Origin of the sequence: Glutamicibacter mishrai (genome assembly GCF_012221945.1) — a bacterium.
GTDB lineage: Bacteria > Actinomycetota > Actinomycetes > Actinomycetales > Micrococcaceae > Glutamicibacter > Glutamicibacter mishrai.
The window spans coordinates 41,792-59,436 of record NZ_CP032549.1 but is presented as its reverse complement, the minus strand read 5'-3'; the positions used below and the strand labels follow the sequence as shown (position 1 = coordinate 59,436).

General features: G+C 55.8%; 19 protein-coding genes. 11 read left to right on the top strand and 8 right to left on the bottom strand.

The genetic code is table 11. The annotated features are described in order from the left end of the window. The first annotated feature begins 41 nt into the window (after positions 1-41). From nrdI to D3791_RS00255, 6 genes are all read left to right on the top strand, one after another. Positions 42-527, top strand: a complete 486-nt coding sequence (nrdI, locus tag D3791_RS00280) for a class Ib ribonucleoside-diphosphate reductase assembly flavoprotein NrdI (protein WP_022875261.1) — start codon at positions 42-44, stop codon at positions 525-527. Beyond that, entirely contained in the window at positions 524-2,662 is a 2,139-nt protein-coding gene (gene nrdE / locus D3791_RS00275; RefSeq protein WP_022875260.1) for a class 1b ribonucleoside-diphosphate reductase subunit alpha, read from the top strand. The genes nrdI and nrdE overlap by 4 nt, the downstream gene beginning before the upstream one ends. Before the next feature lie 211 nt (positions 2,663-2,873). Then, a complete protein-coding gene (nrdF, locus tag D3791_RS00270; RefSeq protein ID WP_022875259.1) occupies positions 2,874-3,848 on the top strand; it encodes a class 1b ribonucleoside-diphosphate reductase subunit beta in 975 nt (324 codons plus the stop codon). A 325-nt stretch (positions 3,849-4,173) separates the two neighbouring features. Then, the gene (locus tag D3791_RS00265) at positions 4,174-4,929 is read left to right on the top strand and encodes an SDR family oxidoreductase (RefSeq protein WP_172510983.1); all 756 of its coding nucleotides are present in this window, start codon (positions 4,174-4,176) and stop codon (positions 4,927-4,929) included. A 206-nt stretch (positions 4,930-5,135) separates the two neighbouring features. Then, positions 5,136-5,753 (top strand): TetR/AcrR family transcriptional regulator, encoded by a 618-nt coding sequence (locus D3791_RS00260; RefSeq protein WP_172510982.1) that lies wholly within the window; start codon positions 5,136-5,138, stop codon positions 5,751-5,753. A gap of 195 nt (positions 5,754-5,948) precedes the next feature. Further along, on the top strand, positions 5,949-7,166 hold the full coding sequence (locus D3791_RS00255) for an FAD-dependent oxidoreductase (RefSeq protein WP_022875256.1): 1,218 nt from the start codon (positions 5,949-5,951) through the stop codon (positions 7,164-7,166). A 76-nt stretch (positions 7,167-7,242) separates the two neighbouring features. On the opposite strand, the gene D3791_RS00250 is transcribed toward D3791_RS00255, so the two are convergent. Together D3791_RS00250 and D3791_RS00245 are read right to left on the bottom strand one after the other, a co-directional pair. Then, positions 7,243-7,446, bottom strand: coding sequence for a cold-shock protein (locus D3791_RS00250; RefSeq protein WP_013349123.1), 204 nt, complete (start codon positions 7,444-7,446; stop codon positions 7,243-7,245). A gap of 626 nt (positions 7,447-8,072) precedes the next feature. Continuing rightward, on the bottom strand, positions 8,073-8,984 hold the full coding sequence (locus tag D3791_RS00245) for an NAD(P)/FAD-dependent oxidoreductase (protein ID WP_172510981.1): 912 nt from the start codon (positions 8,982-8,984) through the stop codon (positions 8,073-8,075). 79 nt (positions 8,985-9,063) lie between these two features. Here D3791_RS00245 and D3791_RS00240 point away from each other — a divergent pair, with 79 nt between their 5' ends. Then, positions 9,064-9,639 carry a helix-turn-helix domain-containing protein gene (locus D3791_RS00240; protein ID WP_022875253.1) on the top strand — a complete coding sequence of 192 codons (576 nt, stop codon included), beginning with the start codon at positions 9,064-9,066 and terminating at the stop codon, positions 9,637-9,639. Between the two features lie 72 nt (positions 9,640-9,711). Next, positions 9,712-10,530, top strand: coding sequence for a thioesterase family protein (locus tag D3791_RS00235; protein ID WP_022875252.1), 819 nt, complete (start codon positions 9,712-9,714; stop codon positions 10,528-10,530). Positions 10,531-10,537: 7 nt separating this feature from the next. Here the strand turns inward: D3791_RS00235 and D3791_RS00230 are convergent, their stop codons facing one another. Then, complete coding sequence (locus tag D3791_RS00230; RefSeq protein ID WP_022875251.1) at positions 10,538-11,143, bottom strand: uridine kinase family protein; 606 nt, start codon at positions 11,141-11,143, stop codon at positions 10,538-10,540. Between the two features lie 95 nt (positions 11,144-11,238). On the opposite strand from D3791_RS00230, the gene D3791_RS00225 reads away from it, so the two are divergent. Further along, entirely contained in the window at positions 11,239-11,970 is a 732-nt protein-coding gene (locus D3791_RS00225; RefSeq protein WP_172510980.1) for a lipoate--protein ligase family protein, read from the top strand. 62 nt (positions 11,971-12,032) lie between these two features. Here the strand turns inward: D3791_RS00225 and D3791_RS00220 are convergent, their stop codons facing one another. After that, positions 12,033-12,311, bottom strand: a complete 279-nt coding sequence (locus tag D3791_RS00220) for a mycoredoxin (protein WP_022875249.1) — start codon at positions 12,309-12,311, stop codon at positions 12,033-12,035. Positions 12,312-12,435: 124 nt separating this feature from the next. Between D3791_RS00220 and D3791_RS00215 the strand changes: the two genes are divergently transcribed. Continuing rightward, entirely contained in the window at positions 12,436-13,164 is a 729-nt protein-coding gene (locus tag D3791_RS00215; protein WP_172510979.1) for an SOS response-associated peptidase, read from the top strand. On the opposite strand, the gene D3791_RS00210 is transcribed toward D3791_RS00215, so the two are convergent. The 4 genes from D3791_RS00210 to D3791_RS00195 all read right to left on the bottom strand — a co-directional run bounded on the left by D3791_RS00210 (position 13,161) and on the right by D3791_RS00195 (position 17,111). Beyond that, a complete protein-coding gene (locus D3791_RS00210) occupies positions 13,161-13,670 on the bottom strand; it encodes a DUF2537 domain-containing protein (RefSeq protein ID WP_022875247.1) in 510 nt (169 codons plus the stop codon). The genes D3791_RS00215 and D3791_RS00210 overlap by 4 nt on opposite strands. Positions 13,671-13,778: 108 nt before the next feature. Further along, entirely contained in the window at positions 13,779-14,408 is a 630-nt protein-coding gene (locus tag D3791_RS00205) for an MBL fold metallo-hydrolase (RefSeq protein WP_022875246.1), read from the bottom strand. Further along, positions 14,408-15,493, bottom strand: coding sequence for an S-(hydroxymethyl)mycothiol dehydrogenase (locus tag D3791_RS00200; RefSeq protein ID WP_172510978.1), 1,086 nt, complete (start codon positions 15,491-15,493; stop codon positions 14,408-14,410). The genes D3791_RS00205 and D3791_RS00200 overlap by 1 nt, the downstream gene beginning before the upstream one ends. A gap of 811 nt (positions 15,494-16,304) precedes the next feature. After that, positions 16,305-17,111, bottom strand: a complete 807-nt coding sequence (locus tag D3791_RS00195) for a hypothetical protein (RefSeq protein WP_172510977.1) — start codon at positions 17,109-17,111, stop codon at positions 16,305-16,307. Between the two features lie 209 nt (positions 17,112-17,320). Here D3791_RS00195 and D3791_RS00190 point away from each other — a divergent pair, with 209 nt between their 5' ends. Beyond that, the gene (locus D3791_RS00190) at positions 17,321-17,629 is read left to right on the top strand and encodes a DUF6504 family protein (protein WP_246242230.1); all 309 of its coding nucleotides are present in this window, start codon (positions 17,321-17,323) and stop codon (positions 17,627-17,629) included. Positions 17,630-17,645: the final 16 nt, after the last annotated feature.

Here is a 17,645-nt window from a genome sequence, read left to right as displayed (position 1 = left end):
ACGAGCCCATTCCGCTCACTTTGCAGTGGAGGCGAAAGAGGATGTCACCTACAGCTCTTGCTGACAAGCAAAACGCTGAGGCCCACGAACCAGTCGAGTTCACGAAATCGAATCTGATTTACTTCTCATCGGTTTCCGAGAACACCAAAAGATTCGTGGATAAACTCGAGATGGACGCGGCTCGGATTCCGGTTTTTGCGACCGAGCCGCAGCTCATCTCTACCGCTCCGTATGTATTGCTCATCCCCACCTACGGTGGTGAACGAGGCAAGCATTCGATTGTTCCGCAAATCATGAAATTCCTGCGGCATGACGAAAATCGGGCAAATCTTCGCGGTGTAATCGGCGCGGGGAACACAAACTTCGGCGAGTACTACTGCATTGCGGCTAAGCGTATTGCCCAGAAATGCAACGTACCCGTACTTTATACATTCGAACTCATGGGAACCTCAGAAGACGTTCTCAACGTCAAAGAAGGGCTTGAAACCTTTTGGACACCAGCGTCGCAGAATTGGCAGGAACGATGACGAGCTCAAAGGAGCTCCCAGCCCAGTTCCAGGGCTTGAGCTACAACGACCTGAACGCCATGCTGAACCTTTATGGTCCAGATGGAAAGATCCAGTTCGAGGTGGACCGCTATGCAGCCCGCCAGTACTTCCTGGATCATGTGAACAACAACACCGTGTTCTTCCACGATCTTGACGAGAAGCTCGAATACCTCGTGAAGCACGAGTACTACGAGCGCGAGACGCTTGACCAGTACTCGATGAACTTCATTCGCGAGCTCTTCAAGCACGCATTCGACAAGAAGTTCCGTTTTGAAACCTTCTTGGGTGCATTCAAGTTCTACACCTCGTACACGCTGAAGACCTTCGACGGCAAGCGTTACCTGGAGCGTTACGAAGATCGCGTGTGCATGGTCGCCCTGCACCTTGCACGCGGCGATGAAAAGCTTGCTACCCAGCTGGTCGACGAAATCATCGACGGCCGCTTCCAGCCTGCAACCCCGACTTTCCTCAATGCCGGCAAGGCACAGCGCGGCGAGCTCGTCTCCTGCTTCCTGTTGCGCATTGAAGACAACATGGAATCGATCGCCCGTGCGGTCAACTCCTCGCTGCAGCTGTCCAAGCGGGGCGGCGGCGTTGCCCTGTCGCTGACCAACCTGCGCGAACACGGTGCCCCGATCAAGCAGATCGAGAACCAGTCCTCCGGCGTCATCCCTGTGATGAAGCTTCTGGAAGACTCCTTCTCCTACGCAAACCAGCTGGGCGCACGCCAGGGTGCCGGCGCGGTGTACCTGAACGCGCACCACCCGGATATCTACCGCTTCTTGGACACCAAGCGTGAAAACGCCGACGAGAAGATCCGTATCAAGACCCTGTCGCTGGGTGTTGTCATCCCAGACGTTACTTTCGAGCTGGCTCGCAAGAACGAAGACATGTACCTGTTCAGCCCTTACGACGTGGAACGCGTTTACGGTGTGCCGTTCAGCGAAATCTCGGTTACTGAAAAGTACTACGAGATGGTCGACGACTCGCGAATCAAGAAGTCCAAGATCAACGCCCGTGAGTTCTTCCAGACCGTAGCTGAGATCCAGTTCGAGTCCGGTTACCCGTACATCATGTTCGAAGACACCGTGAACAAGGCCAACCCAATTGCCGGCCGCATCACGATGTCGAACCTCTGCTCGGAGATCCTGCAGGTTTCCTCGGCGTCCGAATTCGGTGACGATTTGAGCTACTCCAAGGTCGGCAAGGACATTTCCTGCAACCTGGGCTCGATGAACATTGCCAAGGCCATGGACGGCAAGAACCTCGCAGGTTCGGTTGAAATCGCGATCCGCGCCCTGAGCGCAGTGTCCGATATGTCTTACATCGGTTCGGTTCCTTCGATCGCGGACGGCAACAAGAAGTCGCACGCTATCGGCCTGGGCCAGATGAACCTGCACGGATTCCTCGCTCGCGAGCACATCTACTATGGTTCCGAAGAAGGCATCGACTTCACCAACATCTACTTCTACACGATTCTGTTCCACGCTCTGACTGCGTCGAACAAGATCGCCATCGAACGCCGTGAGACCTTCGATAACTTCGAGAACTCGAAGTACGCGTCGGGTGAATTCTTCGACAAGTACACCGATCAGCAGTGGGTACCAGCGACCGAGCGCGTACGCGAGCTCTTCGCTGACATCCACATTCCTACCCAGGAAGATTGGAATGCGCTGAAGGCTTCGGTCATGGAGCACGGTATCTACAACCAGAACCTCCAGGCTGTTCCGCCAACCGGTTCGATCTCGTACATCAACAACTCGACTTCCTCGATCCACCCGGTCGCAGCGAAGATCGAGATCCGCAAGGAAGGTAAGATCGGCCGCGTTTACTACCCGGCTCCTTACATGAACAACGAGAACATCGATTTCTACGAAGATGCCTACGAGATCGGCTACGAGAAGATCATCGACACCTACGCCGCTGCTACCCAGCACGTGGACCAGGGCCTGTCGTTGACTCTGTTCTTCAAGGACACCGTAACCACTCGCGACATCAACAAGGCTCAGATCTACGCATGGCGCAAGGGCATTAAGAGCCTTTACTACATTCGACTTCGCCAGATGGCCTTGGAAGGCACCGAAGTTGAGGGTTGCGTTTCCTGCGCACTGTAAACCCGCATTAGTGGCCGCCAAGTAGGACATTAATATCACGAAGCGGCTGCCGTTTGGTCCGACCTAACGGCAGCCGCTTTGTATAAAAACTCAAGTCAGAAGCAATAGATTCTGGCATTAACTTTGAGATTCGCTGCGTCCTCGCGGTTCGAAAGAACGGTAGAGTTGGTAGCAACGTTCGTTACACGATTTAGCTTTTCGATGAGGGGCAATGACCGAAAAGATTCAGCTGACCAATAAGGTTGAAGCGATCAACTGGAACCGTATCCAGGATGACAAAGACGTTGAGGTTTGGAACCGCCTCGTTAATAACTTCTGGCTTCCGGAAAAGGTGCCACTGTCCAACGACATTCAGTCCTGGGCCACCTTGACCGAAGATGAAAAACTGCTGACCATGCGCGTGTTCACCGGATTGACCCTGCTGGATACCATCCAGGGTACTGTCGGGGCTGTGTCGTTGATCCCAGACGCAATCACTCCTCACGAAGAGGCTGTGTACACCAACATCGCGTTCATGGAGTCGGTTCACGCTAAGAGCTACTCCTCGATCTTCTCGACCTTGGCCTCCACCAAGGAAATTGACGAAGCCTTCCGCTGGTCAACCGAGAATGTGAATCTGCAGAAGAAGGCGCAGATCATCGAGAGCTACTACCACGGTGAAGATCCGCTCAAGCGCAAGATCGCTTCGACCCTGCTCGAATCCTTCTTGTTCTACTCCGGTTTCTACCTGCCAATGCACTGGTCTTCGCACGCAAAGCTGACCAACACCGCTGACTTGATCCGCCTGATCATTCGTGACGAAGCCGTTCACGGATACTACATCGGCTACAAGTTCCAGAAGGGCCTGGAAGGCCTGAGCGAGGAGCGCAAGCAGGAACTGAAGGACTACACCTTCGAGCTCATGTTTGAACTGTACGAAAACGAAGTTCAGTACACCCACGATCTCTATGATCCAGTGGGCCTGTCTGAGGACGTTAAGAAGTTCCTGCACTACAACGCCAACAAGGCTCTGATGAACCTTGGCTACGAGGCGATGTTCCCGGCTTCGGTGACTGACGTTTCTCCAGCAATTCTGGCTGCATTGAGCCCGAACGCTGATGAGAACCACGACTTCTTCTCCGGATCCGGTTCGTCCTACGTTATCGGCAAGGCCGTGAACACCGAGGACGAGGACTGGGATTTCTAGTCCACAGGCCTAAGGGCGTCTGAATTCTAAAAGGCGGCCAGGACTTGCAGAACATTGCAGGTCCTGGCCGCTTTTTGCGTGCCGTCCAACGTTATCGGGTGACCAGGGACTTTCATCTCTTGACAGCACTTATTTGGGAGCTGGAGCTCCTGATTGATGCATAGTTCAAACCGGAGTCCCGTTTCGAGTTATCAGAAAGGGGAGAAAGCCGTTGCAATGGCGGCCAATGATGGGCATTCATCGAACTATCTGGACGAGTCACGTGCTGCTGTGAATCTACACCAAAGTAATGGACGTGGTGTTCATTTCAAGTATGGAGAGCCAAATGTCTGAGAACAGCGCCAATAGCGGAGCGAAACGACGTGTTGCACTTGTCACCGGCGGTTCCGGCGGAATCGGCCGGGCTGTCGTTCAGCGTCTCGCCCATGATGGGTATGCCATTGGGGTGCACTACTCTGGCAACCGAGAGCGGGCTCAGGAAATCGTCCACCAGGTTACCGCGAATGGCGGGGAAGCCATCTCGGTCCAAGCCGACATTTCAGATGACGCAGCGATGGCTGAGGCATTCGATGATGTGGAATCAGCCTTTGGCAACGTTGACGTAGTCGTGAATACCGCGGGAATCATGCTTCTGTCGACAGTTCAGGAGCTCGACTTCAGTGATTTCGACCGGATGATGAAGACCAATGTACGGGGCACGTTTGTAGTTTCCCAGCTCGCCGCGCAACGAGTGGCACAAGGCGGTGCACTCATCAACTTTTCAACCAGCCAAACCCGGTTGCAGCACCCCACGTATGCGGCGTATGCAGCAAGCAAGGCCGCCGTCGAATCTTTGACTTTGGTGCTCGCCCGCGAATTACGAGGCAGGGACATTACCGTCAATACAGTGGCTCCGGGGCCAACAGCCACTGAGCTATTCCTTGACGGGAAAGAGCAGCAACTAGTCGATCGTCTTGCCTCCCTCTCACCATTGGAGCGGCTCGGCACACCAGAGGACATCGCTGAAGTCGTTGCATTCCTTGCAGGCCCAGCTCGATGGATCAATGGACAGGTTGTTTTTCCAAACGGCGCGATCGCCTGATCTTCCGGCGACCTGCCGGCTGCTTGAACCTTCGGATCCTCCATGGCAGGGGAGCCGCTGCGCTAAAGCGCAACACTTACATATTCGATTGCGCAAAGGTCGATCCAGCCACTGAGGCAACATGCAACGTGCCATGAGGCTGCAGGAACACACGATCCAATAGGTCCCGCAGGCTGATGTAGGACTATGACTTAGGAGATAGATAGATGCAAGAACCCGCACCCAAGCGAGGTCGTGGGCGACGCCCAGCAGCTGAAGTGCGCCAAGACGTGTACTCGGCAGTGGGGCCGATTCTGCTCAACGAAGGCATGGGACAGCTCAGCTTTGAGCGGGTTGCCCGCGAAGCCGGCGTCAGCAAGACGACTCTATACCGTTGGTGGCCATCGCTCGGGGTACTCATCCTTGATTGCTATGTCCATGCCGTAGAGAACGAACTGGCATTTAATGATTCCGGAGATATCAAAGCGGATCTGACTAGCCAGCTCACCGCTTTCACTCGAGTTATGACAAAAACTCGCGGCGGTAGAGTGCTCACCGAACTTATCGGAGCTGCCCAGACGGATCCTGAACTTGCTGCGGAGTATCGCCGCCTCTATTCATCTGTGCGGCGGCAAGCTGCAGTCAAGCGCCTGGCCAAGGCCCAGGAAGATGGCCAGATTCGTGAAGAAACGAATTTGGAATCGATGGTGGATCAATTATGGGGCGCGGTCTATCATCGTGTGCTCATTCCTGATCTTCCTGTGACTCAGACTTTCATAGACGCGCTCGTCGGCAATTTGTTATCTGGAACTGCCCATTCTCGAAACCCTAATCATCTCAGTTAAGGCCCATAGCAGGACCACTCGCTATTCCTCCAAGGGCCAGCAAGTCCTGATGCGGATTCGCGCTGCAGACATCAGTGCCCCTCATGAAATTTTGCCTCGGCAGACTATCGAGCCAGATTCGAGATTCAATGCTGGCCAATGACGAGGAACGATGGCAAGCTGGTGTCACATCGCCGTCACCGGAGGGATACGCCAATGAAGTCAACCACTGGTTGCATCGTTGTTGGGGGAGGACCAGCAGGAATGGTCGCGGGCTTATTGCTGGCCCGATGCGGAGTTTCCGTGACAGTGCTCGAAAAGCATTCTGATTTCCTCAGGGACTTCCGCGGGGATACCATCCACCCGTCGACGCTTCAATTGCTCGACGAGCTTGGGTTGATGGAACAGTTTGAGCAGATCCAATTCAACAAGGTGAGCCAAGCGCAGTTTCCAGCGCAGGACAATTCTCCTGTCACTGTGGTGGACCTTTCGAAGTTGCATCACCCGTACCCGTTTATAGCTTTGGCGCCGCAGTGGGATTTTCTAGATCTGTTGGCACGTGCTGGCGAAGCAGAAGAGAACTTCACCCTGCGCATGAATTGCGAAGTCACCGATGTGCTCAGTGATTTGGGAAAGATTGTCGGCGTCCAGTACACGGGGCCCGATGGCGAGCATGAAATACGAGCCGATCTGACCATCGCCGCTGATGGCAGATGGTCTCGCATTCGCGATTCGGCAGGGATCGCGATGAAGGATTATTCGGTTCCAATTGACGTCTGGTGGTTCAAGGTCCCTGGAGCGTTGAAACGCGAATTTACGCTGTCTCCGGCCTTCGTGAATGGCAGGATGTTCGTGTTGATCCCTCGAACCGGGTATGTGCAAACGGCGATGATTTTGCCGAAAGGCATGGATACTGAACTACGCGCGATGGGAGTGGATGCCTGGCATGACTCGATAATTTCGGCGGCGCCAGAGCTTGCCGGCTCGGTCGCGGGCCTAAAACTAGACGACGCGAAGTTGCTGGACGTTAAATTGAACCGCGCACGGAAGTGGTGGCAACCTGGATTGCTCTGCATCGGGGACTCTGCCCATGCGATGAGTCCGGTGGGCGGAGTAGGCGTAAATCTGGCAGTGCAGGATGCGGTGGCGACGGCGCGTCTTCTGGCGGAACCGCTACGCGAGTCCAAGCTGACTGAGCAGCATCTTGCCAAAGTCCAGTTTCGGCGCACTGTGCCGACTTTAGTCGTACAAGGCATGCAACGAGTAATGCATCGAGGGCTGAAGCAGGTATTGAAAGTAAAGGGCGAAATTATTTTGCCGGATCCGATAGCGATGATTTTCCGGCGTTTCCCGAGGTTATCCGCGGTGCCAGCGCGTTTATTAGGCGTCGGGGTTCTGAGGGAGCGCCCGCCAGCACGTGCTCGCCGGAATTAGGGGATATTGATTCTTAAATGCATCAAAGGTGCAGTTCCAGCCCTTGCGGGGGAACTACACCTTTGAAGAAAGTCTCTTAGCGAGCCTGGATGTTGGTTGCCTGTGGGCCCTTTGGACCAGCTTCCAGGGTGTACTCAACGGTCTGGCCCTCTTCGAGGCTACGGAAACCGAAGCTCTGGATAGCGCTGTAGTGTGCGAAAACGTCAGCAGATCCATCCGAAGGTGCGATGAAGCCGAAGCCCTTTTCAGCGTTGAACCATTTCACGGTGCCAGTGGCCATAGTGTTATTTCCTTATTTATTGATTGGCCACGTTGTGGCCCGGTTGCCGATCCGAAGTTCCGAATCGGAAAATTTTGGGGTTACCTCGAGCAGAGCTGCCGAGAACTATTCGCCTGCCGTCGATACGGACTATCGAATACTGATTTTGCCTGTATCGGCCAAAACGGGTGTCGCTGCACTAGCTTAAGCATCATCGGAATCCAGGCTGCTAACGGGTAATGACCCCACGCTAGCGGAGTAGAACAAGGAATCCACAGAGGCGCGACGTTGGGAAACGTCGAGATGCTTTTTCTGCAGTGAAGAAGAGAAGATGAAGAATTCGTTTCGGTAGGAGTTCATTCAATCCGAAGATCAGTGAACCGATTTGTATTGCACAGACGATTTGTTGGCCGTGCTACAAATCCTACTGCTAACGCTTGCTGGCGGGTGAGTCACACCTGCAAGCGTCGAGGTAACGATTTAACCCTACCATTGATCCTTGCGATGTGGGAAGTGATGCGCATGACGCTGGCGAGTCTGCGTCAGCGAACGGCCATGCACACCACGCGTGAGCCCCTCCCATCATGTCTGACGGAGGCTGACGCGATGGGAGGGACTCTTCATTTCCGGGTGAGTGGCAGCTCGGATTAGGTTAGCTTTGCATTGAGGAGGTCAGCATTGATGGCCGCTCCCGCTAGCGTGCCAGAAGCTGCTGCGGCCATGACCATGGCGCTGAGATTGCTCGCGTTGCCTACGGCATAGACGCCTGGGACCTCGGTAGCGCCGGTCTCGTTGACTTTAATGTAGGTTCCCAGCGGGTGCTCATCTAGCTCGCCGCCCAGCGCTTGGTACAGCTCCCCATGTACGTTCATTCGACTGGCGACGATGACTGATTGGGCTCGCAGGCGTTCGTTGTTGTCCAGTTTGGCGGCGGCCAACTGCCCGTCGCTATCGAATTCCAGAGCAGCGACCGATTGGTTGACCAAGGGGATTTCCAGACGGCTCAGCAATGCAGCGCTCTCTTCGGTCAGTTCATTCGGGGCGTGATTAATGAAAGTGATCTTTGAGCTCAGCTGCTGGAACATCATGGCCTGATGTGCGCTCATCGGTCCGCAACCGATAACGAGAATTTCTTGATCCCGTACTTCCCATCCGTGGCAGTAAGCGCAATGGATCGCTGAAGTGCCCCACGCTTCTTGAAGGCCTGGGATCTTCGGAAGTTCATCTTTGAGTCCGGTGGCAAGGACGATTCGATCCGCGGTAAATGCCCGTTGATCCACATTGACCGTGAATCCTTGTTCGAGAGAACCGGACAGCGAGTCCACCGCGCCGACGATGATTTTCACACCGTAATTTTCAGCTTCAGCGCGTCCTCGTTCCAGTAGCTGCAGTGGGCTTGTGCCTTCTTGTCCCAGTACGTTGTGCGCGTGTTGTGCTGGCGCGTTACGCGGATGCCCTTCATCGATCACCAGCACGTTTCGCCGGGATCGCGCCAGTGCGATCGAAGCTGCGAGTCCAGCGCTTCCTCCACCGACGATGATGACTTCGAAATGTTCCATGGCATGTCTCCTTGTTCTCTTGCTTGCCGATGATCACAGCGTATCGACGTTTTGCGCGAGAAGGTGTAGCCTTTTGCGCATGACGCAAGAATTGGAAGTCGACCAGATCATTCGCCAACGTATTCGCACGCTGCGGCAGAACCGTGGCTGGTCGTTGGAATCATTGGCTAATAAAGCCCAACTCAGCGTTTCAACGCTAAGCCGGATCGAGACTGGTAGCCGACGCATCGCCTTGGACCAGTTGGTGCCTCTGGCGAAGGCATTGGACACAAGCCTTGACGAGCTGGTGGCCACGTCCGAGGCCGAAATCATCATTCGCCCAGAGCCCATCAGCATGCCCGGGATTACTCTGTGGAAGCTCTCCACCGACGACGCGGTCAACGGAGTCAACGTCTCAAAAATGCGCATCGACCCGTCTAAAGCACCGGCGCCAAGCGAATTGCGCATCCACCCGGGCAAGGAATGGTTCACGGTGTTGCTTGGCGAAATCCAATTGCAACTCGGTGAACGCACCTATCACGTGAAAGCCGGCCAGTCAGCCCAGTTCGATACGATGACGCCACACGCGATGTGGGCAAAGAACGGCGTTGCCGAAATTCTAGGCATTATGGACAGCGCAGGGCAAAGGGCCCATGAACACGATAAAGATCAGTAATCTATTGATTTCAGTTGCTCTTGGATAACCTGAGTGCAGCGCAATAATTTTTGTACGGCCAGGAGGGCAGCAATGACGCACCAGCTCGCTGAGGAATTGGAAAAGATTCTCGCCAAAGGTGACTTTTACTTTGAATCGCTAGGCGAGGGGCGCTACCGCTCATCGTGGCATGCACAGGGTGCCTGGAATGAACATGAACAACACATGGGTCCTGCGTCCGGAATCTTGGCTTATGCGTTGGAGAACTTCGAGCCTCGTGACGACATGCGTATCGCTCGGCTGAGCTTTGAAATTCATGGATTGATCCACGCCGGAGAATTCGAAATCACGACACGGCTGATACGACCCGGCCGGACCATCGAGCTGATCGAAGCCGAAATGACAGCCAAGGGACGAACCAGCATCGTCGCCCGTGCCTGGCGCGTGATTACCGGAGACTCCAGCGCTGTTGCAGGCATCGAAGACGCCAGGATTCCTGGCCCGGAAGAATGCGAAGTCCAGAACATCAGCGAACGCTGGCCAGGTGGATATATCCGTTCCATCGAACTGCGCTCCAACGAGCAATGGCGCCCTGGCAAGGGGATCGCATGGCTGCATACCGACTACGCGCTAGTTGATACGTTGGATGCTTCAGACATGGCGAGGCTTGTGGGAATGATCGACACGGCAAATGGCGTGGTGCCGCGCGTCGAACCGAACGAGGGCACCTGGATTTATCCGAATCTCGACTTGCAGATCCACATGTACCGGCAGCCTGCCGGAGCCTGGCTAGGCCTTGAAGTCCAGCAGAGCTTCGGTGTTGATGGAATCGGATTGACCTCGACGGTGCTACACGATCAATCAGGACCCTTCGGTCGTGCTGAACAGATTCTGACGGTGCGTGCCCGCTAGGCGGGGCCTACGACGAAGCCAGCTGCGCGAGCAGCTTTTTGAGCTCAGGCTTCGACCTCAAAATGAATTGGCGTTCACGGTATTTTTCGCGATCCGCACCATGAACGCGGAACAGCGCATAGCCGCGCTTGAGAAGGAAAAGGACCGGTTTGCGACGTTGTGCCACGTCTCGAACAAAGCGTCGAATGCCGGTCACCAAAGCGGGTTCGTCAACGTAGTACGCTTGGACGTTGATTCCTTTTTCGCGTAGCGGCTCAAGCAACTCGTAGAGGAAGATTCCCTCTGCCACGATGGGCCCGTTCTCCGAGCGAATTTCTCTGTGGCCGCTGTAGCTGGAGGTCGCGATCGAGTAGTTGGGAACCATGGTGGTGCCGTGTTCCAACAGCTCGTCGATGGCCCGCAGGGCGGCTTCCTTGTTCCAAGTCCCTGAATGATCCCAGTCGATTTCGCCGTAGGCTGTGCGCGGGAATGCCACCGGATTGCCGTCTTCACTGATCTGTCGGTAGTACTCGTCCAGCGGCAGGTGCGGATTGCCGTACTTGGAAGCTAGATAGGACTTGCCTGATCCGGAAGGTCCGCCGATCAGGATGACAGGGGTAGATGATTTTGGCACGCCTATTATTATGGCGCAGATTTTCTCCTGAACAGCACTCGAGCGCTGTGACATCAACTCCACCGGAGCGCAGAGACTGAATTAGACTCAGCACTATGAGTTTGTTCAATCCTCAGTCGGATGCACCGCTAACACTGGAATTCGAAGAACCAAGTGGTGATCCTGCAGCTGATTTGGAACGTGGTGTCCAGCTGCTGCGAGAAGTTCAGTCAGGGGAGCGTGGACCGAGCTTGCGCCTGTATCGCCCGGACCCGACGTTGGCCTTTGGGCAACGCGACGTCCGGTTGGCCGGCTATGAAGCGGCCCGCGATGAAGCTTCCCAGCGCGGTTTCGCCCCGCTGGTGCGCAAGGCCGGCGGGCGCGCCGCAGCTTATCACCGGGGAACTCTCATCGTTGATCACCTTGAACCCGAGCACGAAGCCGTAATGGGCCAACGGCGTCGTTTTGAGGCGTTCGCCGAGATTTACGCCAATGCGTTTAAGCGCTTAGGCGTTGATGCCCAGGTAGGTCCGATCCCAGGGGAGTACTGCCCCGGAGACCATTCAGTCCATGGGCTGCCCACCGCGGAATCACCGCGCAATTACCCGGTGAAACTGGTAGGCACCGCGCAGCGCGTTGTGTCGGGAGCATGGCTGTTCTCCTCGGTTTTTGTCGTCGAGGATTCCGAGCCACTGCGCCAGGTTCTTGATGCGGTGTACCAGGCGATGGAAGTCCCGATGGATCCCACGACCGTCGGTGCCGCCAATGATCTCGTCAGCACGGTCACTACTGAGGGCTTCATCGCAGCCTTGCTCGAGGAATACCGAGAACACCTCAGCTTGATCTAGAAACGACGACAGCAAAAAATCGGTGCCTGAAAATTTCAGACACCGATTTTTTAGTTTTCCTGCTAGGCTCCGACGCGCTCTACCACTTCTTCAATCCGAGGATTGGTGGCTGCAGTGCCATCAGGGAAGATCAAGGTTGGAACCGTCTGGTTGCCATTGTTGAAGGACTCCACGATCTCGGCAGTTCCTTCGACTTCCTCGATATTCACCTCGTTGTAGGCCACGCCCTTCTGGTCCATGAGGCGCTTGAGGTTTCGGCAGTAACCGCACCAGCTGGTGGTGAACATGGTGACGCCACCGGCGGCAGGAACATACTGGTCAAGGTTCAATTCGTTGCTCATGCTAGGTGTAACGGCGACGTTGTTGGCTTTGTTCCCGAATAACGCGAAAAACTTCGCTGATTTCCAGCGCGTCGATAGCTAGACTGGGGAACAGATTCCCGGTGCCGGTGCTAAGGAGCAGATGATGTGCGGACGGTATGTAATGGCCAAGGCGATCGGTGACCTGGTGGCCGAAGCTGAAGCCGAGGCAGATGCCAACTTGGAGCTTCGCCAGTCGTGGAACGTCGCACCGACCACCGACGTGCCTATTGTGCTCGAGCGGCTCATCGACGGCCAGCTGCACCGGCAGATCCATGTGGCCCGCTGGGGACTGGTCCCCGGCTGGGCAAAGGAGCTCGCGGTGGGCGTGCGCGCCTTCAATGCGCGCAGTGAAACCGCCAGCAGCAAGCCGACTTTCCGCTCGGCGGTGAAGAAGCGCCGCGCGGTGGTGCCGGTGGAAGGCTACTACGAATGGAAGAAGGAAGGCAGCAAGAAAAGGCCCTTCTACGTGCACCGCGAAGACGGGAAGCTCATCTTCTTCGCAGGCCTCTATGAGTGGTGGAAGGACGAAGACGGCAGCTGGATCCTTTCTACTTCGATCATGACCATGGATTCGCCTTCTGCCCAAGAACCCGGTGTGCTCGGGGAATTAGCCGACCTGCACGATCGCCTGCCAATTCCGCTGGATTCTCAGATGATGGGCCGTTGGATGAATCCGGACGAGGAAGATGGCGAAGGGCTGATTGAGCAGATCCGTGCCCAGGCTTTTGACGTCGCCTCCGAATGGACAATGCATGAGGTTGATACAGCTGTCGGCAACGTGCGCAATAATTCGCCGCAGCTCATCGAAGCGCACAACAATTCGTTGTTCTAGCTATTAATCGCGGATCTGGAGAACGGCAAGATACTCCGTAATCCCCAGTAGGTGGCAGTCAGAAAAATTCCTGCCGCTAGCCCCAGCTTTCCCAGAATCGGCGTTGCACCGGCTGTCATGAGTTCTGATTTGCTCATCGGCTCATAGGCAAACCAGCCGAAGGTCCGGACTTGGTTGTAGTCCCAGAGCAGCGTTGCGAGTCCGGCTGCTGCCAGCAGCAGTCCGGTCAATAAGAACCAGGTCTTGAATCGAGTGAGCTGGCGAAAAAATGATCCCAAGGCGACTCCCGCCACGCCGATACCGAGCAAAGCCAGAACCGAGCCCATGATTTCGGCGGGCCCCGGACCGAAGTAGATTTCGGTGCCCTCGTCCAGCGATTCGTAGGATCCGTCGTAAAAAGTGACTTCCTGCTGGCTGTCCCACCACAGTACAGAGGCCCCCGCAATTACGAGTACCGCGGCAGACAGCCACAGGAGCAGCAGTTTTCGGCGTTTAGGCTCAGGCATGGGAATAATTCTGCCACGCCAGCACATTCGTTGCTCTACTTTTTGGGAAAATTAAAGAGCAGAGGCAGCTGATCCAGGATCGGCTGCCTCTGCTCTTTTGTGCGGTGGCTAGTGCCCGCGCTTGATCCACTCATCCAGATTCGGTGCCTCGGCACCGATGGTGGTGGCATCACCGTGACCGGTGTTGACTACGGTCTGCTCCGGCAGGCCCAGCAACTTGGTGCGGATTGATTCGATAATCGTTTCGAAGCTCGAGTAGCTGCGGCCGGTAGCGCCAGGTCCACCGTTAAACAGCGTGTCTCCGCTGAACAGCACGCCCAGATCTTCTGCGTAGAAGCAGGTGGAACCGGGCGAATGTCCTGGGGTGTGCAGAGCGGTAAGCGTCGTGCCAGCGATGGTGAAGGTGTCTCCATCGCTGATTTCCGCATCAACATCACGTTCTGGATAGACAGCTTCCCAAAGCATCCGATCTTCCGGGTTCAGGAAGAGCGGCGCATCGACAATGTCCGAGAACTCGCCAGCGGCGCGAATGTGGTCATCATGCCCGTGCGTGAGCAGCACTGCCATCACTTCACGCTCACCGACGACCTCTTGGATCTTTTTGATGTCGTGAGCTGGGTCGATGACCATGACCTCTGAATCATCACCGATGATCCAGACATTGTTGTCCACTTCCCACGTCCCGCCATCCAGAGAGAAGGTTCCGGAGGTGATGACGTTTTCGATGCGTGCGGACATCAGAGTTCCACCACCGAACGCAACACGGTTCCTTCATGCATCTTGTTGAAGGCTTCCTCGATCTGGTCGATCGTGATGCGCTCGGTCACGAAGGAATCCAGATCCAGTCGGCCGAGCTTGTACTGCTCCACCAGCATTGGGAAGTCGTGGCTTGGCAGGCAGTCGCCGTACCAGGAGCTCTTCAGGGAGCCGCCACGGCCAAAGACATCGAGCAACGGCAGTTCCAGCTTCATCTCCGGGGTAGGCACGCCCACGAGCACCACGCGGCCAGCCAAGTCGCGGGCGTAGAAGGCCTGCTTGTAGGTTTCCGGGCGGCCCACTGCGTCGATCACCACGTCGGCGCCGAAGCCGCCGGTCAATTCCTGGATTGCTTCTACTGCGTCGACCTTGGAGGAATCAACGGTGTGGGTGGCGCCGAACTTCTTGGCGCCTTCCAGCTTGTCCACGTTGACGTCCACCGCGATGATGGTGGTTGCCCCGGCCAGCTGGGCGCCGGCGATGGCAGCCGCGCCAACGCCACCGCAACCGATCACAGCGACGGACTCGCCGCGCTTGATCTCACCGGTGTTGATGGCAGCGCCGATGCCGGCCATGACACCACAGCCGAGCAGGCCTACGGCAGCTGGATCAGCATCTTCGTCAACGATGGTGCACTGGCCGGAGTGGACCAGGGTCTTCTCTGCGAAGGAGCCGATGCCCAGCGCTGGGGAAAGCTCGGTGCCGTCCTCGAGGGTCATCTTCTGGGCGGCGTTGAAGGTGTTGAAGCAGTACTTCGGCTCGCCCTTGGCGCAGGCGCGGCACTGGCCGCAGACTGCGCGCCAGTTCAGGATGACGCGGTCGCCGACCTTGACGTTGGTGACGTTCTCGCCGATCTGGCTGACGACAGCGGTGGACTCGTGGCCCAGCAGGTAGGGATACTCGTCGCCGATTCCGCCGAGCTTGTAGTGCAGATCGGTGTGGCAGACGCCGGTGGTCAGTACGTCGACAACAACTTCTCCGGGACCTGGGTCCGGAACGATGATGTCGACGACCTCTACGGGTGCGTCCTTGACGCGCGAAATAACGGCTTTGACCTTATGAGGCATGGGATTTAGCTCCTGGAACGATTGATGGTTGCTGTCTCGATGCTATCGGTGCGTTGGATGCGAATCGAGCATTGTGCTGATCATGACCCGGAAGTTTCGCGCAGAGCCTACGCGAACAGACATTTATGAGCCTTTCATCCTATGCACGAGTTGGGACGAAAAACGGCGCTTGAATTGAGAGCCAGAGTGCACGAGCCACATTGACGCAGCACTTCAGGGGAGCAAAGGCGATATCCGCCAGAACTTATGTCGGGGTGGCTCGTTCCTGGACGTGGGTGAGGAGCACAGCAAGCGTGCCCCAATAAGGCGCATAAACCAGGCGGTTGGCAGTTCTTCAAGTTGCCAAGCAACGGCAGCTGGATAGGTCCTACCCCAAGGCGATCGTGAAGCGAATGATGCAGGGATATTTCTAGACGGCCCTTGCCGCCATGGAGTCTTGTCATCTCTCGCAAAATGACAGAACAGCTTGGTCGCGCCCTCGGCTTCTTAACTCTATTCAGCCAGATGCTGTTGACCAGCGATGGCCAAAAAGGAGCAGTGGCTGCATTTGCGTGGGGCTTCAATGGGGCGGGCCGTCTGATTGCGGTGGCATTGCCATTTTCGAAGGCACCGCTACCTGAAAACCTTCCAACGGCCGAGTCGGAACGCGCATCAGTTGCGACGTGATCGAGTGCAAGAATTGCCATAATTTTTATTCTCGACATTTCAATGTCTTCTTAGGGTGGATCTAGTGCAATGCGCGGTAAGGCCGATCAAATCGACCGGCCTTAGGCGGACCACAGCATGAGATCGGAAAAGGTTTGCGCCCCGGCTAGCCTTTCATTGCTGCCTTGAAGCGATATGCAATCGCCTTGTCATCAGCAGCTTGGGATAGTTGCGAGGTTTCTTCCCAGGTCGTTCGGCCGAGTTTTTTATTCACGAATTTGGAACTGATGAAGTACTTCTCTTCCCAATTCTTTGGTCTCTGCTCCCAGATTTCTTCGAGCCAAGCGTCATTTTCCTTACGGCCTGTTCCGAATTTTATGCATTCAGTCCGGATATTCCAGAACTCCTTGGGATCCATGATCAACGGGTCTTCCAGCCTGATCGCCCGAACCCGACCCTGGTGGGTGAAGTGGGCAAGACCAGATAATCTCGTCACGTACCGGAAATCCAGTAAGCCAATCGAGTTAAACGGACCTGCAGAACTAAGATCGACGGTTCGGGAGTTTACTATTTTGACCCAGCTCGCACTGAATGCCTGCGGGAACCAGCGATCAATGACTCCATGTTTGATTGTGGACAAGCTAAGGGAACTTATCCCTTCTTCGCTTGTTGGCAGCTCGCAATTGAAACAGTCAAGTGCCTCCTGCGTAGGGCGATAAATCAGGGTCTCGGTTGCTGACCTCTGTTCCAGAACTTCGGCCCATTGCGGTTCCCACGAGAATTCGAGAGTGCTGACACCAGACCAATCATGATTCTCCGGAAGCAACACGCGTTTGGCGTCGTATACCGAGATTCGTTCAAGGGAAGGGAAGCTCGAAATTCCGGTCAAATCTAGATGATCGCTTATTCCTTGGTAGACAACCTTGGTCTTTTTCTTATTCATCCATGGTTTGAAGTCTTCCATCGCTTTCATTGATGTCCCTTACGTTGGTTCTTCGCCATGCCACGCATGCGTTATTAGCGTAAAGCGTATCGCCCCTGTTTTGTGACCCTAAGTGCTCGGTTTGCCCTCCAGCGCGCCCGGGGTGGACCAAACTGTCGGTGCGCCTGACTAGTGTAACTGTCATTCGAATACATGTTCGAATAGAATGGTTCTATTAGGTAAGGAGTGCACACGTGGGGATGTTCACCGAGTCAATTGAGGTTGCCCGGGCGGCGAACGGAATGCCGTTGCGCGTGAGATGGCAAGGGCAGGACTACCGCCTGGCTGCCGAACCTCAACGCTGGTTCGAGCGCCGCAAATGGTGGGACGAAAACCTGCGGATTCCGCGTGGAATCGGCGCGGGAATGGCCGACTACGAGATGTGGCGGCTGCAGCTGGTGGCGGTGCGCGGACCGAAGCAGGTGCACAGCGTCGACGTGAGCTTTGATGCGCAAACCGAACACTGGCGGCTGGTGCGTGTGCATGAGTCCCTGGCCCGCAGCGCCTAGGCCGCAACCAGGGGAA

Excerpts from the sequence above, each read along its gene's own strand:
- nrdI (WP_022875261.1), top strand. The coding sequence starts at position 42 with ATGTCACCTACAGCTCTTGCTGACAAGCAAAACGCTGAGGCCCACGAA.
- nrdE (WP_022875260.1), top strand. The coding sequence starts at position 524 with ATGACGAGCTCAAAGGAGCTCCCAGCCCAGTTCCAGGGCTTGAGCTAC.
- nrdF (WP_022875259.1), top strand. The coding sequence starts at position 2,874 with ATGACCGAAAAGATTCAGCTGACCAATAAGGTTGAAGCGATCAACTGG.
- D3791_RS00265 (WP_172510983.1), top strand. The coding sequence starts at position 4,174 with ATGTCTGAGAACAGCGCCAATAGCGGAGCGAAACGACGTGTTGCACTT.
- D3791_RS00260 (WP_172510982.1), top strand. The coding sequence starts at position 5,136 with ATGCAAGAACCCGCACCCAAGCGAGGTCGTGGGCGACGCCCAGCAGCT.
- D3791_RS00255 (WP_022875256.1), top strand. The coding sequence starts at position 5,949 with ATGAAGTCAACCACTGGTTGCATCGTTGTTGGGGGAGGACCAGCAGGA.
- D3791_RS00250 (WP_013349123.1), bottom strand. The coding sequence starts at position 7,446 with ATGGCCACTGGCACCGTGAAATGGTTCAACGCTGAAAAGGGCTTCGGC.
- D3791_RS00245 (WP_172510981.1), bottom strand. The coding sequence starts at position 8,984 with ATGGAACATTTCGAAGTCATCATCGTCGGTGGAGGAAGCGCTGGACTC.
- D3791_RS00240 (WP_022875253.1), top strand. The coding sequence starts at position 9,064 with ATGACGCAAGAATTGGAAGTCGACCAGATCATTCGCCAACGTATTCGC.
- D3791_RS00235 (WP_022875252.1), top strand. The coding sequence starts at position 9,712 with ATGACGCACCAGCTCGCTGAGGAATTGGAAAAGATTCTCGCCAAAGGT.
- D3791_RS00225 (WP_172510980.1), top strand. The coding sequence starts at position 11,239 with ATGAGTTTGTTCAATCCTCAGTCGGATGCACCGCTAACACTGGAATTC.
- D3791_RS00220 (WP_022875249.1), bottom strand. The coding sequence starts at position 12,311 with ATGAGCAACGAATTGAACCTTGACCAGTATGTTCCTGCCGCCGGTGGC.
- D3791_RS00215 (WP_172510979.1), top strand. The coding sequence starts at position 12,436 with ATGTGCGGACGGTATGTAATGGCCAAGGCGATCGGTGACCTGGTGGCC.
- D3791_RS00210 (WP_022875247.1), bottom strand. The coding sequence starts at position 13,670 with ATGCCTGAGCCTAAACGCCGAAAACTGCTGCTCCTGTGGCTGTCTGCC.
- D3791_RS00205 (WP_022875246.1), bottom strand. The coding sequence starts at position 14,408 with ATGTCCGCACGCATCGAAAACGTCATCACCTCCGGAACCTTCTCTCTG.
- D3791_RS00200 (WP_172510978.1), bottom strand. The coding sequence starts at position 15,493 with ATGCCTCATAAGGTCAAAGCCGTTATTTCGCGCGTCAAGGACGCACCC.
- D3791_RS00195 (WP_172510977.1), bottom strand. The coding sequence starts at position 17,111 with ATGAAAGCGATGGAAGACTTCAAACCATGGATGAATAAGAAAAAGACC.
- D3791_RS00190 (WP_246242230.1), top strand. The coding sequence starts at position 17,321 with ATGTTCACCGAGTCAATTGAGGTTGCCCGGGCGGCGAACGGAATGCCG.